The sequence below is a fragment of the Acetobacter fabarum genome (genome assembly GCF_040702925.2).
Classification (GTDB): Bacteria; Pseudomonadota; Alphaproteobacteria; order Acetobacterales; family Acetobacteraceae; genus Acetobacter; species Acetobacter fabarum_B.
Genome location: NZ_JBFCXX020000012.1, coordinates 1 through 13,303 on the forward strand (window position 1 = coordinate 1; position 13,303 = coordinate 13,303).

Sequence of the window (13,303 nt, forward strand, 5' to 3'; positions counted from 1 at the left end):
TGGCAGAACTTCTGACAGGGTGCGGAAGCGGTAAGAGCTTTTGCCACCCCGTTTGCGCTTTGCGGCACAGCTCATGGCTGCCCCGGTGCTTTGCAACGGAGTGTTGTCCCCAAAGATCGGCATAATGGGTGAGGAAGAAAAAAACTGCACCACATGGCCTGAGTATGGTTCGGGTTGCGTGTGGCTGCAATCCCCTCCCTGCAAGCGGGTGTGGAATGGTTGCGGGTATGAGGGACATGCCCGCGTTGTGGTGTTGGGGGGGATTATGCGCCTTTGGTTTTTGGGCGGGGCTTGCCTGCCCCTGCACGCGGGCCAGACGGCGTTGCTGGCGGGAGTGCCTGCTCCGTGCTGAGCACGCGGAGTTTGACATGCGCGCCAACTTCCACCTGCCGCAGGCGTTTGCGTTCCGCCCCCGAACACAGGGTGAGCGCAGAGCCCTTCTGCCCCGCGCGGCCCGTGCGGCCAATGCGGTGCAGGTAGGTTTCGGGCTGTTCGGGCACATCGTAGTTAATGACCTGCGTGACCGAGGCAATATCCAGCCCGCGGGCGGCTACATCGGTTGCGACCAGAATAAACAGGCGGCCAGAGCCAAAGCTGGCTACCGTGCTTGTGCGTTTGTCCTGTGTAAGGTCCCCGTGCAGGGGGGCTACGGCCAGACGCGCTTTTTTGAGTGTGGCGGCCAGCACATCCGCCTCCGCTTTGGTGCGGACAAACACGATGCTGCGTGTTTTGGGGCTGCGACCAAAAAACGTCTTGAGGAAGGCTGCCTTCTGCTCGTCTTCCATAAACAGCACACCCTGACGGATGGCGGGGCGCTCCTCGGGTGGTTTTTCAACACTCAGCTCCAGCGGCTTGTGCACAATGCTGGCCAGCATGGCCTTGCAGGCGGCGGGCATGGTGGCGGAAAAGGCCAGTGTCTGGCGTGGTGTGGGCAGGTAGTTGAGGATGGTGCGGGTTTCCTCCTCAAACTCGTGGGTGAACAGGCGGTCGCTCTCGTCCATCACAAGCTGGAAGCAGTCCGCAAGGTCGCACGTGCCCGTGCCAATAAAGTCCAGCAGACGCCCCGGTGTTGCAATGAGAATACGGCTCATGCCACTGGTCTGGATGAGTTCTGCGGCCTGCTCATCCCGGTCCGCGCCGCCATACAGGCAGATAATGGGGGGGGTGTGCGTTCTGGTGTTCGCCTGCTTTGTATCCCCTTCCCCCAGACAGGCGCGAAAGACTCTGGCGGTCTGCAACACAAGTTCACGCGTGGGGACCATAACCAGCAGTGTGCGGGGTTTGCGGGCCTTGAGCAGCCTGTGCAGCATGGGCAGCGCATAAGCTGCCGTTTTGCCGGTGCCGGTCGGGGCGGTGGCCAGAATGTCCCGCCCTTCCAGTGCCGCGGGAATGGCCGCCAGCTGGATGGGGGTCGGATGTGTCATTCCCGCCTGCTGTGCATGGGCGCAAAGGGCTGGAGACAGACCCGTATCCTTGAAGCTAGCGGACATACTGTTGCCTTTCTTGTGGTCTGTAATGCGTACAAGGTGCCTTGCTTTTAAAGATAAACCGATAGCAAGGACAAAGCGGACCATGCAGGGCGCGTGGTTGCAAAGGCCGATGTGTAGCGGAGGAATGCGCGTTATGGCGAGCGCAATGTATGCAGGTGCGCAAACTGGTTCAAACCCGGTAGGGGATTTGCCCCGAGCGGTCCCGCGTGCTTTTGTGGTGGGGGAGAATTTTGCCGGTATGCGTTCGCAGGCATTGGGGCTTGCCCACCGTGCCGGGTGGGACGGTGCGTTCCAGCCTGTATGCCCCGGCCGTGTGGCGCGTGTGGCTCTGGCTGGCCCGCGCTGGCTTGGCCGGACATGCCTGCGCGGTAGCAGCGGGCAGTTACTGGAATCCCACAAGGATCTGCTGCGCTCGGATGTGGTGATCAGCATTGGCGGCAAGGGTGGTGCCATTGGGGCGGCCCTGCGCGCGCGCCACCGTCCGGTGGTGCAGATTCAGAACCCCCGGCAGTCGCTCGCCCGCTTTGACCTGATTCTGGCCTGCCGACATGACGATATTTCTGGCCCCAATGTTCTGTTGGGCCGCACCGCGCTGCATGGCCTTACCCCCGAGGAGCTTGCAAACGCCCGGCAGGAGTGGGAGCCACGGCTTGCCCATTTGCCCCGCCCGCTGGTAGCGGCCCTTGTTGGCGGTTCCAACGGGCGCTTCCATTTAGGTGAGGCAGAAGCCCGCAGACTGGCCCATGTGCTGGTGCAGACCCGCAAGGATGAAGGCGGCAGCCTGATTGTGACCGCCTCACGCCGGACAGACCCGCAGGCACTGGCTGCGCTGAAGGAAATTATAGAACCCGCAGGCGGCTTTGTATGGGATGGGGAGGGGGATAACCCCTATATCGGGCTGATCGCCTGTGCCGACAGCCTGCTTGTAACCATAGACAGCGTTTCCATGATGTCCGAATCTGTGGCAGGGCGTGCGCCTGTTACGGTTTTTCCGCTGCCCGGCAAATCCCGTCGGATCAATGAGTTTGTTGAAGAACTTGAACTGGCCGGGCGCGTGCGTGTGCTGGGTGAGAGTGCCATCCGCCTGCCCACGCCATGGAACGTGACCCCACTGGACGACGCGACAGAACTGGTGGAGGAAATGCACAGCAGGCTCGGGTTCTAGCCCGCCCAGAGTGCATGGAAGGGCAGGGGCCGCATCTGTTGTGCGGCTTCTGGTCCGGCGGGCTCTGGTGGGGCTGTCTCAGGCTACCGGGGTGGTAAAGGTTCGGGGGTGTCCGGGTTGTGTGCGGGCCAGATCAGAGACGCCAGCACCGTGGCCATAACGGCCAGCACGCATAACCCCATAGCGGCAACAGGCAGTCCAAACGCAGCCCCCACGCGTCCGGCAAGCGGGTAAGCCAGCAACCAGCATAGATGAGAGAGCGAAAACTGGGCCGCGAACAGCGCGGGTCTGTCTTCCGCTGTGCCGGAGCGGCGGAGCAGGCGGCCAGATGGTGTTTGCGCAACGGAATACCCAATGCCCAGCATAGCCCAGAGTGGCAGCAACCAGCCATAGCCGGGCAAACCTGTGGCCAGAGCAGCCCCCACACACAGGACACTGGCCCCACCCAGCATGACTGTACGGTCCGCCCAGTGTGCCAGCACGCGGGGCAGACCAAGGGCTGCCAGCATGGAGCCAGCCCCAAAGCAGGCCAGTGCGAGCGCTGTTGCGCTCTGCCCCAGCCCGAATATGCCCTGCACATAAACAACCGTGTTGACCAGGACGATGGAGGCCGCGGCGGCCACGGCCATGTTAATGCCCAGCAGGCCCCGCAGGCGTGGAGTGGCAAGGTAGAGGCGTATGCCACGGGTTGTGCGTTTGTACACGCTCCGGTGCGGTGCAGGTCTGGGGGCGGGCAGGCGAACAGAGACAACAAGAGCGGCAGAACCCAGAAAGCCCAGTGCAGTCCCCACGAACAGGGCGTGGAAGGACACGACACTCAACAGGGCCGCAGCCAGTAACGGGCTGAGTACGCTTTCCATGTCATACGCAATGCGGGAGAGGGAGAGCGCATCGGTATAATCCTGCTCATCGGGCAGAATATCGGGGATGGTCGCCTGAAAAGTCGGTGTAAACGCGGCAGAAGCCGCCTGAAGGATAAAGATCAGAACGTAAATCTGCCAGACCGTGTTCACAAACGGCAGGCAGGCGGCCACACCACAGCGTACAAGGTCCAGCAGAACCAGTGCTGTGCGGCGGGGCAGATGGCCTGCAAAGGCTGCTGCAAGGGGGGCAAGCCCCACATAAGCCAGCATTTTTATGGCCAGTGCGGTGCCCAGCACAGCCCCGGCATGCCCCCCCGCCACGCGGAAGGCCAGCAGCCCCAGTGCTACGGTGGCAAGGCCGGTGCCGGTCAGGGCAACAAGCTGGGCCCCGAACAGGTGGCGGTAGGTGCGGTGGCGCAAGACATGCAGCATGCGCTTACAGGTATTTGGTCAGGGCGGCAAAAGCCTGCAAGGCATCCTCGCGGCTGATCTCGCCTGCGGCAATGGCGTCTATGATGCAGTGTTCAAGGTGGTCCTGCACCAGCATGCGCTTGGATTTGCGGATTGTGCTTTCCACGGCCTCAAGCTGTTGCGCAAGGTCGGAGCAGCTTCGGCCTTCGTCGAGCATGGCAATAACTTTTGCAAGGTGCCCGTGGGCCTGTTGCAGTTGCCGCCGGATAAGGGGGTGAGAGTGATGAACCATACAGGCACCCTACCCTAGAGGGGAGGGGTAGGCAACGCATAAACACGCATCCCCTCACGCAGGCGACATCCTTGCGGTAGGTGCTGGAGGCATGGGGAGGAAAAAATGCGTCCTGAAGGATGGAAGTGCTGCCCGCTTCACTTATGGAAAAAGCAGGGTGGGTTGGGCTGAACCTAGATCCAGATACTGCCCAGTAGCAGAACGGTGCCGACAATCAGCGCAGCCACATGCCGCATGACGTGCTCGGGTGTGTCCTGTGGCAGGGTCAGGTAGAAGTTGAAGCAGTACAGCACCAGCCCCACGCCCAGTACAATGCTGAGTACGCGGGCTATGGGGTAGGTTGAAATATCCCTTGGGTCAAACTGCATGGTGCTGCCTTACTTTTCTACAGGCGCTCAGCGGCTGGTGTTACGGGTTATGCGCTTACAAAGGCGGATGCGGGGTAGCCCTGCATGAACAGCGCGGTGCGGAGCGAGGTATGGTTGATCTGGGCCGCTACGGCCTGACGCACAACCGGCTTGGCAAAAAAGGCAATGCCCAGCCCTGCGGCGCGCAGCATGGGCAGGTCGTTCGCACCATCACCAATGGCCAGAGTGGCTTCGGGGGCCAGCTTGTGGCGCGTGCTGAGCTGTTCGAGCAGGTCCAGTTTGGTTTGCGCACCCAGAATGGGCAGGCCGGGGGCGCCGCTCAGGTGGCCGGTCGCATCGGTCAGCAGGGTATTGGCGTGGTTTTCCTCAAACCCGCAAAGGGCGGCCACGCGAGAGGTAAAAAAGGTAAACCCGCCCGATACCAGCGCCGTGTAGGCTCCATGCGCACGCATGGTGCGCACCATTTCCACCGCGCCGGGGTTCAGGCGTACATCCTGCCATGCTTTTTCCAGCAGGCTTTGGGGCAAGCCTTTGAGCAGGGCTACGCGTTCGCGCAGGGAGGTGGCAAAATCCAGCTCGCCATTCATGGAACGAGTGGTAATGGCGGCAACCTTGTCCCCAATACCGGCAAGGGCTGCCAGATCATCGAGTGTTTCGTTGGCGACAATGGTGCTGTCCATGTCCGAGACCAGCAGCTTCTTGCGGCGGCCTTCCGCAGGGCTCAGCACCACGTCCACCCTGTTGCCAAGATGTGTGTGCAACTGGGCCAGCACGTCTGGCGTGCAGGCCGGGCAGGGAATATCCACTGCCTCTCCGGGGGAGAGGATAACGGTTTCATCCCTGGCGCGGATAATATCACGCGCGAGGGAGATTGTGGCGGTATCGAGTGTTGTTGCCTCACGGGGGGCAACAAGGGTCAGAACAAGGCTCGTCATGGCACTTGGGTGTGTGGCAGGAATACGGACATGAAGCAAGCAGAACACCCATGCCCCAGCCCGGCAACCCGCTACACGCAAAGCCAGCCCCCGGCCCTTGTGCTGGCAGGGCCGACCTGTTCGGGCAAATCCGCCCTGGCGCTCAGGCTGGCCCAGCAGTTGGAGGGCGTGGTCATTAACGCGGATTCCATGCAGGTTTATAAAGACCTGCGTGTGCTGACCGCCCGCCCGGATGTGGCGGAAGAACAGCGCGTACCCCACCGGCTGTATGGTGTGCTGCCCGCAGCCCATAAGGGGAGCGTGGCATGGTGGCGCGAGCAGGCTCTGGCCGCCATGCAGCAGGCGTGGCACGCAGGGCAGTTACCCATACTATGCGGGGGTACGGGCATGTATATGCGCGCCCTGACCGATGGACTGGCCCAGATTCCACAAAGTCCCCCCGCCGTGCAGAAGGCTGCCCGTGCTCTGGTGGCGGAGGAAGGTGCTCCCGCCGTGCATGCGCGGCTTATGGCGGTGGACCCGCAAACGGCTTTACGCCTCAAGCCAGTGGATTCGCAGCGTGTGGCCCGTGCGTGGGAGGTATGGCAGGCTACAGGCCATGGGCTGGACTGGTGGCTGGCCCAGCCCGGCCTGCCGCCCGCCCCGGCCCGTTTTGTGGCCGTGCGTCTGGACCCGTCCCGTGCGGAACTGCGTGCTCGCATACAGGCCCGGTTTGCCGCCATGCTGGAACAGGGCGGCGTGGAGGAGGTGCGCGCCCTGTTACAACAGAATCTGGACCCTGACCTGCCCGTCATGCGCGCCCATGGTGTGCCCGAACTGGCCGCCATGCTGCGGGGGGAGATCACGCAGGCCGAAGCCGCAAGCCGCGCTGTTGCCGCCACAGGGCGCTACACCAAGCGGCAGGCCACATGGTTTGCCCACCACCCGCTTACGGCGGAAGGGCTGACCTGTATGGTTAATGCCTGTTTCTCCGATTTTGAGCAATTTTCGGAAAGAAAGTATGATGAAATTGTTTCCTTTATTCTAAAGGGGATTGACGCACCCAGTATCGGGTCCTAAACAGGCGACCTGCTCCCAATTCCGGGAAGAGAGGACGCTATGACACGCACAACGGGTTCGACCACACTGGACGCTCAGACAACCATCACCCTGCCGGGTGCGGAAGTTCTTCTGCGCGCATTGGTCGAACAGGGTGTGGAGGTTATTTTTGGCTACCCCGGTGGCGCCGTTCTCCCTATTTATGATGCGCTGTTCAAGCAGAATCATATCCGCCACGTTCTGGTGCGGCACGAGCAGGCCGCCGTGCATGCGGCGGAGGCCTATGCCCGCTCCACCGGCAAGGTGGGTGTGGTGCTGGTCACCAGTGGTCCGGGGGCGACCAACGCCGTAACCGGCCTGCTGGACGCTATGATGGATTCCATTCCGCTGGTCTGCCTGTCCGGGCAGGTGCCCACTCCCCTGATTGGCAATGACGCTTTTCAGGAAGCGGATACAACGGGCATTACCCGCCCGGTCACCAAATACAATTATCTGGTGCGCAGGCCCGAAGATCTGGCCCCTGCGGTGCATGAAGCCTTTGCCATTGCCCGCTCCGGCCGCCCCGGCCCGGTGCTGATTGATCTGCCCAAGAACATTACGGTGGGCGATGCCCCTTATGTGGAGGCACACGCCGTAACCCCGCGCACCACCCGCATGGGTTCCCAGCCAGATCGTAAGGCCATTGCCCGCGCGGTAGCGGCCATGAAGGCAGGCAAACGCCCGCTGTTTTATACGGGGGGCGGGGTTATCAATTCCGGCCCGCAGGCCAGTGCTGCTTTGCGGCGACTGGTGGATCTGACGGGGTTTCCCGTAACATCCACGCTCATGGGGCTGGGGGCGTTCCCCGGTACGGACCAGCGATTCCTTGGCATGCTGGGCATGCACGGGACGTACGAGGCCAATCTGGCAACCCATGGCTGCGATGTGCTGATCGCCCTTGGCAGCCGGTTTGATGACCGGGTAACCGGGCGGCTGGATGCGTTCTCCCCCGGCTCGTTCAAAATCCATGTTGATATTGATCCCTCCCAGATCAACAAGATCGTGCATGTCAACGAAGGCATTGTGGGGGATGTGGGGCAGATTATCGACCTGATGATCGAGGAGTGGGAAAAACAGCCCGCCTACGCCCATAAGTCTGACCTGGCTGCCTGGTGGGCGCAGATTGAAAGCTGGCGCGCGCTGGACTGCCTGCGCTTTGGGCAGGACAAGGCCCCCGATGCCGTGATCAAGCCGCAGCAGGCCATCCAGCGGATTTACGAACTGGCACGCCACACCGGGCGGGATACGTATGTTTCCACCGAAGTCGGGCAGCACCAGATGTGGGCTGCGCAGTTCTTCCGCTTTGATGCCCCCAACCACTGGCTGACATCGGGCGGGCTTGGCACCATGGGCTACGGCCTGCCTGCCGCCGTTGGCGCGCAGATTGCACACCCCGATGCGCTGGTCATGGATATTGCGGGGGAAGCCTCAACCCTGATGAACATTCAGGAACTGGGGACTATCGCGCAGTACCGCCTGCCGGTTAAGATTTTCATCATCAACAACCACTACATGGGCATGGTCCGCCAGTGGCAGGAACTGCTACATGGTTCGCGCTATTCGGAAAGCTATTCCGATGCCCTGCCGGATTTTGTAAAGCTGGCGGAGAGTTTCCATGCCACCGGCCTGCGCGCCACCCGGCTGGATGAGCTGGATGCCACCATCCAGAAGGCACTGGAGCATAATGGTCCCGTGCTGGTGGATATCTGCGTGGCGGAGGGGGAAAACTGCTTCCCCATGATCCCATCTGGTGCCGCCCATAACCAGATGATCCTTGGCCCGGAGCAGGAAGCAGGCAGTGCCACGATCAGCAAGGAAGGGCAGATGCTGGTCTGATTGGCCAGTTCTGTTCTTTCGGGTTCCGTCTTGTCCCTTCTGCCTTGATTGTGAGAAACATGAGTATGCAGGTCGAAGTTTCCGGTTCCGCTGTTATTTCCCTTCTGGTGGATAACGAGAGTGGTGCTCTTGCCCGTATTGTGGAGCTGTTTTCGGGCCGTGGCTACAACATCCAGAGCCTGACCGTGGCTCCGGTGGATGAGCACAGCCAGACCTCCCGTGTAAACATTGTGACCACGGGCACGCAGTCTTCCATCTGGCAGGTCAAAACGCAGCTTGAGCGGCTTGTCCCCGTCTCGCGCGTGGTCAACCTTACGGCGGAAGGGCCTTATGTGGCGCGGGAAATGGCTCTGGTCAAAGTGGTGTCCTCTGGCGAACCACGGACCGAGGCCCTGCGCATTGCACAGGCTTTTCGGGCACGGGCGGTTGATACAACCGCCAGTTCCTTTGTGTTTGAACTGACCGGCTCCACAGACAAGCTGGACAGTTTTATTGAGCTGATGCGCCCGCTCGGGCTGGTTGAGGTGTCCCGCACCGGGGTTGCCTCCATTTGCCGCGGGCCGCAGACAATTCAGAACTTCTGAAGTATAGACAGGTGCAACGCCGGGGACTGACCCCCGGCAACAGGGAGAAAAGTATAATGGCTATGCGCGTGTATTATGATCGTGACGCCGACGTTAACCTGATCAAGTCCAAAAAGGTGGCCGTTATCGGTTATGGCAGCCAGGGTCATGCCCATGCCAACAACCTGAAGGACAGCGGTGTTTCCGACGTTGTGATCGGCCTGCGTGAAGGCTCCACGGCAGTGGAAAAAGCCCGCAATGCCGGCTTTACGGTTATGACGCCCGACAAGGCCGCCGCCTGGGCAGATGTTGTTATGGTGCTGACCCCCGATGAAGGTCAGGGCACACTGTACACCGAATCTCTGGAAAAGAACCTCAAGCCGGGTGCCGCTCTGGCCTTTGCTCATGGTCTGTCCATCCATTTCCGCCTGATCGAAGCCCGCCCTGATCTGGACGTGTTCCTGATCGCACCCAAAGGCCCCGGCCACACCGTGCGTTCCGAATACCAGCGTGGCGGCGGCGTGCCCTGCCTGGTGGCCATTGCACAGGACAAGTCCGGCAAGGCTCTGGACATCGCCCTGTCCTACGCTTCCGCCATTGGTGGTGGCCGTGCAGGCACGATCGAAACGTCCTTCAAGGAAGAAGTGGAAACCGACCTGTTTGGTGAGCAGGCCGTGCTCTGCGGTGGTCTGGTCGAACTGATCCGCGCTGGCTTTGAAACGCTGGTCGAAGGCGGTTACGCCCCGGAAATGGCTTACTTTGAATGCCTGCACGAAATGAAGCTGATCGTGGACCTGATCTACGAAGGCGGCATTGCCAACATGAACTACTCCATCTCCAATACTGCGGAATATGGTGAGTATGTGTCCGGCCCGCGCGTGATCACGGCGGAAAGCAAGAAGGCCATGAAGGACATCCTGACGGACATCCAGAATGGCACCTTCGTGCGCAACTTCGTGCTGGAAAACAAGTCCGGCAACGTGTTCTTCAAAGCCACCCGCGCTCGTAACGATGCCCACCAGATTGAAGCCGTTGGCGAAAAGCTGCGTGGCATGATGCCCTGGATCGCCAAGTCCCGTCTGGTTGACAAAACCAAGAACTAAGACTGCGACCCTTACGGCGTTTACGCTGTGCTTAAAGGCTCCCCCGCCAGATGGTGGGGGAGCCTTTTTTGTGTCTTGCAGTGTGTGGCCCCTCGGTCTGTAGGGGTGGCGTACGACCACGCATCTGAGCCCATGATTGGCCCTTGCCGGAAAAAGTGATGCGCAGGCAGTGAACACCCGGCACAGGATATGCGTTGCCTTCAGTGTACGGCGAACATGCGAAGGAGACCGTAGTGACACATGATTCAACCATGAAAATACACACAACGGAATCCGGTATCCCGGTTTCGAGCGATGAACATTCGCTGACTGTTGGTGCGAATGGCCCTATTGTTCTGCATGATCATTACCTGATCGAGCAGATGGCGGCTTTTAATCGCGAGATGATCCCCGACCGCCAGCCCCATGCCAAAGGGAGTGGCGCATTTGGTACGTTTGAAGTCACGCACGATATAAGTGAGTACACCTGTGCGAAGTTTTTGCAGCCGGGTGCCAGAACCGAGGTTGTGGCCCGGTTTTCAACCGTGGCGGGGGAGGCTGGCAGCCCCGATACATGGCGGGACCCGCGCGGTTTTGCCCTGAAGTTTTATACGGATGAAGGCAACTTTGATATGGTCGGCAACAATACGCCGATCTTCTTTGTGCGTGACCCGCTCAAATTCCAGCATTTCATCCATTCCCAGAAGCGCCGGGTCGATAACGGCCTGCGTGACAACGACATGCAGTGGGATTTCTGGACCCTGAGCCCGGAAACCGCACATCAGGTTACCTGGCTTATGGGGGACCGGGGTATTCCGGCATCATGGCGGCATATGGATGGTTTTTCCAGCCATACCTACATGTGGGTCAATGCACGGGGGGAGCGGTTCTGGGTTAAATACCACTTCAAAACCGATCAGGGCATTCAGTGCCTGACGCAGGAGCAGGCCGGTAAAATTGCCGGGCAGGACGCGGATTATCACCGCCGGGACCTGTACGCGGCAATCAGGCGTGGGGAGTATCCGAGCTGGACGCTCAAAATGCAGATCATGCCGTATGAGGATGCCAGAACCTACCACATCAACCCGTTTGATCTGACCAAGGTCTGGCCGCATGAGGACTATCCGCTGACTGATGTCGGCAGGCTCACGCTTGACCGGAACCCAACGGATTTTCATTCCCAGATCGAACAGCTTGCGTTTGAACCGAACAATTTTGTACCCGGCACCGGCCTGTCTCCTGACAAGATGTTGCTCGGTCGCGCTTTTGCTTATGCGGACGCCCACCGCGCACGCCTTGGCGTGAATTACAAGCAGATCCCGGTTAACGCACCCAAATGCCCCGTTCATGGGTACACCAAGGGCGGCACAATGCGCATGCATCCCGCGCATGACCCGGCTTATGTGCCCAACTCCAAGGGTGGTCCGGTGGCGGATGCACAGCGTTTTCCAGATAACGCAGTCTGGGAGGCCGATGGAGCCTTTGTGCGGGAGGCCTACACCTTACGCGTCGATGATGATGATTTTGCGCAGGCCAATATCCTGATCAACCGCGTTATGGACAGTGCCGCGCGGGACAGGCTGGTGAGCAATATTGTCGGCCATGTTCTACAGGGTGTTGAGGAACCTGTTCTGTCCCGGGTGTTTGAATACTGGAAGAATATTGATGCCACCATAGGCCAGCGCGTGCGCGATGGCGTGGCTGCCGCACGGGACTAACCCCATGCGTGCGGCAGGCGGGGCGGACATGGCAGCGTTCCGCCATGCCTGCCTGTAAAAATGGCTCTATTATTCAGGCTGTTTTTTGGGATGCAGCGCGTGCGGCCTGTTTTTCTTCCTCAGTCCAGACCTTGCGTTCACGCTTGACCTGCGGTTTGACCTGTTTGACTGGCCCACCACCCAGCACGGGGGCGCGCATGGTGGAGTTCCGGGCGTCTTCTGAGTGCCATTCATGCTCGGTATGGACGCTCAGGGTCTGCCCGATCTCACGTTCCACATCATGGAGCCATGCGCGCTGCTCGGCATCGCACAGGGTTACGGCAATGCCACGCCGCCCCGCGCGCCCGGTGCGGCCTATGCGGTGGACATAACTTTCGGGCAGGCTAGGCAGGTCGTGGTTAAAAACATGCGTGACCGTATCCACATCAATCCCGCGGGCTGCAATATCCGTGGCAACCAGAACCTGCACCGTGCCCTCACGGAAGGCATTGAGCGCGCGCTCCCGCTGCCCCTGTGAACGGTTGCCGTGCAGGGCTTCCGCCGTAATTCCGGCATCGGTCAGAAAAGAGCAGACTTCGTTGGCAATGTTTTTCTGCAAGGTAAAAACAACCGCCTGACCAATGTCAGGTTCCTGCAACTGCGCGAGCAGGGCTGTTTTTTTGTCGGCGGCGTTCACAAACATGACCGACTGTTCAATCCGGTCCACGGTGGTGGAGGGTGGGGCAATTTCCACCTTGGCCGGATCGCGCAGGAGGTTTTCCACCAGTGCGGCAATGGATTTGGGCATGGTGGCGGAAAACAGCACGGTATGCCGGTCTTTGGGCAGGGTTGCCACAATCCGCTCTATCGGTTTGGCAAAGCCCATATCGAGCATCTGGTCGGCTTCGTCCAGCACCAGGGCTTCAAGCTGCGACAGGTCGCAAAGCCCCTGTTCGATCAGGTCCAGCAGGCGTCCGGGGGCGGCAACAAGAATATCCACACCGTCCCTGAGCGCGTTGACCTGATGCATCTGGCTTACGCCGCCAAATACCGTTGTTACGCTAAAGGGCAGGTGGCGGCCAAAGTTTTCAAAACCATCGGCAATCTGGGACACAAGCTCACGCGTGGGGGCCAGAACCAGAATACGCGCGCCTCCTTTGGGGGCGGGGCGCGGGTTTGTGGCAAGGCGGTGCAGGAGTGGCAGCGCAAAAGAGGCTGTTTTGCCCGTGCCTGTTTGCGCCAGACCCAGCAGGTCACGGCCTTCAAGCAGCAGAGGAATGGACTGGGCCTGAATGGGGGTGGGGCTTACGTACCCTGCCTCGGCCAGAGCAAGGAGCAGCGGCTCCATCAGGGAGAGGTCGGCAAAAGTCATGGACATGGGAAAGCGGCGCCTCCGGCGCTCAGTAAAGCTGCGCCTGATGGGGCATCGCGGGATGAAAACTGACGCTTTTTACGGAGGATGTCTGGCCGGGTCAATATAGCGTGGAGGGAATGTTCTGCTCACGCGCCAAAGCTGCTTCTGCC

12 protein-coding genes are annotated in these 13,303 nt (G+C 60.4%); 6 read left to right on the forward strand and 6 right to left on the reverse strand.

Annotation, left to right across the window (positions count from 1 at the left end):
- Window positions 1–263: 263 nt before the first annotated feature.
- Window positions 264–1,490 (reverse strand): DEAD/DEAH box helicase, encoded by a 1,227-nt coding sequence (locus tag AB2L51_RS09675; RefSeq protein WP_395582261.1) that lies wholly within the window; start codon window positions 1,488–1,490, stop codon window positions 264–266.
- A 133-nt stretch (window positions 1,491–1,623) separates the two neighbouring features.
- Between AB2L51_RS09675 and AB2L51_RS09680 the strand changes: the two genes are divergently transcribed.
- Complete coding sequence (locus AB2L51_RS09680) at window positions 1,624–2,655, forward strand: mitochondrial fission ELM1 family protein (RefSeq protein ID WP_395582260.1); 1,032 nt, start codon at window positions 1,624–1,626, stop codon at window positions 2,653–2,655.
- An 83-nt stretch (window positions 2,656–2,738) separates the two neighbouring features.
- On the opposite strand, the gene AB2L51_RS09685 is transcribed toward AB2L51_RS09680, so the two are convergent.
- The 4 genes from AB2L51_RS09685 to serB form a co-directional block, all read right to left on the reverse strand.
- Complete coding sequence (locus tag AB2L51_RS09685; RefSeq protein ID WP_395582259.1) at window positions 2,739–3,950, reverse strand: MFS transporter; 1,212 nt, start codon at window positions 3,948–3,950, stop codon at window positions 2,739–2,741.
- Between the two features lie 4 nt (window positions 3,951–3,954).
- On the reverse strand, window positions 3,955–4,221 hold the full coding sequence (locus AB2L51_RS09690) for a metal-sensing transcriptional repressor (protein ID WP_395582258.1): 267 nt from the start codon (window positions 4,219–4,221) through the stop codon (window positions 3,955–3,957).
- Window positions 4,222–4,394: 173 nt separating this feature from the next.
- Window positions 4,395–4,589 (reverse strand): hypothetical protein, encoded by a 195-nt coding sequence (locus AB2L51_RS09695; RefSeq protein WP_395582257.1) that lies wholly within the window; start codon window positions 4,587–4,589, stop codon window positions 4,395–4,397.
- 47 nt (window positions 4,590–4,636) lie between these two features.
- Entirely contained in the window at window positions 4,637–5,524 is an 888-nt protein-coding gene (gene serB / locus AB2L51_RS09700; RefSeq protein WP_395582256.1) for a phosphoserine phosphatase SerB, read from the reverse strand.
- Window positions 5,525–5,554: 30 nt separating this feature from the next.
- On the opposite strand from serB, the gene miaA reads away from it, so the two are divergent.
- The 5 genes from miaA to AB2L51_RS09725 all read left to right on the forward strand — a co-directional run bounded on the left by miaA (window position 5,555) and on the right by AB2L51_RS09725 (window position 11,800).
- Window positions 5,555–6,583 (forward strand): tRNA (adenosine(37)-N6)-dimethylallyltransferase MiaA, encoded by a 1,029-nt coding sequence (gene miaA / locus AB2L51_RS09705; protein WP_395582255.1) that lies wholly within the window; start codon window positions 5,555–5,557, stop codon window positions 6,581–6,583.
- A gap of 39 nt (window positions 6,584–6,622) precedes the next feature.
- Entirely contained in the window at window positions 6,623–8,437 is a 1,815-nt protein-coding gene (gene ilvB, locus AB2L51_RS09710; protein ID WP_395582254.1) for a biosynthetic-type acetolactate synthase large subunit, read from the forward strand.
- Window positions 8,438–8,502: 65 nt separating this feature from the next.
- On the forward strand, window positions 8,503–9,021 hold the full coding sequence (gene ilvN / locus AB2L51_RS09715; RefSeq protein WP_166112078.1) for an acetolactate synthase small subunit: 519 nt from the start codon (window positions 8,503–8,505) through the stop codon (window positions 9,019–9,021).
- A gap of 62 nt (window positions 9,022–9,083) precedes the next feature.
- On the forward strand, window positions 9,084–10,103 hold the full coding sequence (ilvC, locus tag AB2L51_RS09720) for a ketol-acid reductoisomerase (RefSeq protein ID WP_395582266.1): 1,020 nt from the start codon (window positions 9,084–9,086) through the stop codon (window positions 10,101–10,103).
- Window positions 10,104–10,336: 233 nt separating this feature from the next.
- The gene (locus AB2L51_RS09725; protein WP_395582253.1) at window positions 10,337–11,800 is read left to right on the forward strand and encodes a catalase; all 1,464 of its coding nucleotides are present in this window, start codon (window positions 10,337–10,339) and stop codon (window positions 11,798–11,800) included.
- 73 nt (window positions 11,801–11,873) lie between these two features.
- On the opposite strand, the gene AB2L51_RS09730 is transcribed toward AB2L51_RS09725, so the two are convergent.
- A complete protein-coding gene (locus AB2L51_RS09730) occupies window positions 11,874–13,157 on the reverse strand; it encodes a DEAD/DEAH box helicase (protein WP_166111496.1) in 1,284 nt (427 codons plus the stop codon).
- Window positions 13,158–13,303: the final 146 nt, after the last annotated feature.

Bases quoted from the DNA above. Each gene is read 5' to 3' on its own strand.
- AB2L51_RS09675 (WP_395582261.1), bottom strand. From the start codon at position 1,490: ATGTCCGCTAGCTTCAAGGATACGGGTCTGTCTCCAGCCCTTTGCGCC.
- AB2L51_RS09680 (WP_395582260.1), top strand. From the start codon at position 1,624: ATGGCGAGCGCAATGTATGCAGGTGCGCAAACTGGTTCAAACCCGGTA.
- AB2L51_RS09685 (WP_395582259.1), bottom strand. From the start codon at position 3,950: ATGCTGCATGTCTTGCGCCACCGCACCTACCGCCACCTGTTCGGGGCC.
- AB2L51_RS09690 (WP_395582258.1), bottom strand. From the start codon at position 4,221: ATGGTTCATCACTCTCACCCCCTTATCCGGCGGCAACTGCAACAGGCC.
- AB2L51_RS09695 (WP_395582257.1), bottom strand. From the start codon at position 4,589: ATGCAGTTTGACCCAAGGGATATTTCAACCTACCCCATAGCCCGCGTA.
- serB (WP_395582256.1), bottom strand. From the start codon at position 5,524: ATGACGAGCCTTGTTCTGACCCTTGTTGCCCCCCGTGAGGCAACAACA.
- miaA (WP_395582255.1), top strand. From the start codon at position 5,555: ATGAAGCAAGCAGAACACCCATGCCCCAGCCCGGCAACCCGCTACACG.
- ilvB (WP_395582254.1), top strand. From the start codon at position 6,623: ATGACACGCACAACGGGTTCGACCACACTGGACGCTCAGACAACCATC.
- ilvN (WP_166112078.1), top strand. From the start codon at position 8,503: ATGCAGGTCGAAGTTTCCGGTTCCGCTGTTATTTCCCTTCTGGTGGAT.
- ilvC (WP_395582266.1), top strand. From the start codon at position 9,084: ATGCGCGTGTATTATGATCGTGACGCCGACGTTAACCTGATCAAGTCC.
- AB2L51_RS09730 (WP_166111496.1), bottom strand. From the start codon at position 13,157: ATGTCCATGACTTTTGCCGACCTCTCCCTGATGGAGCCGCTGCTCCTT.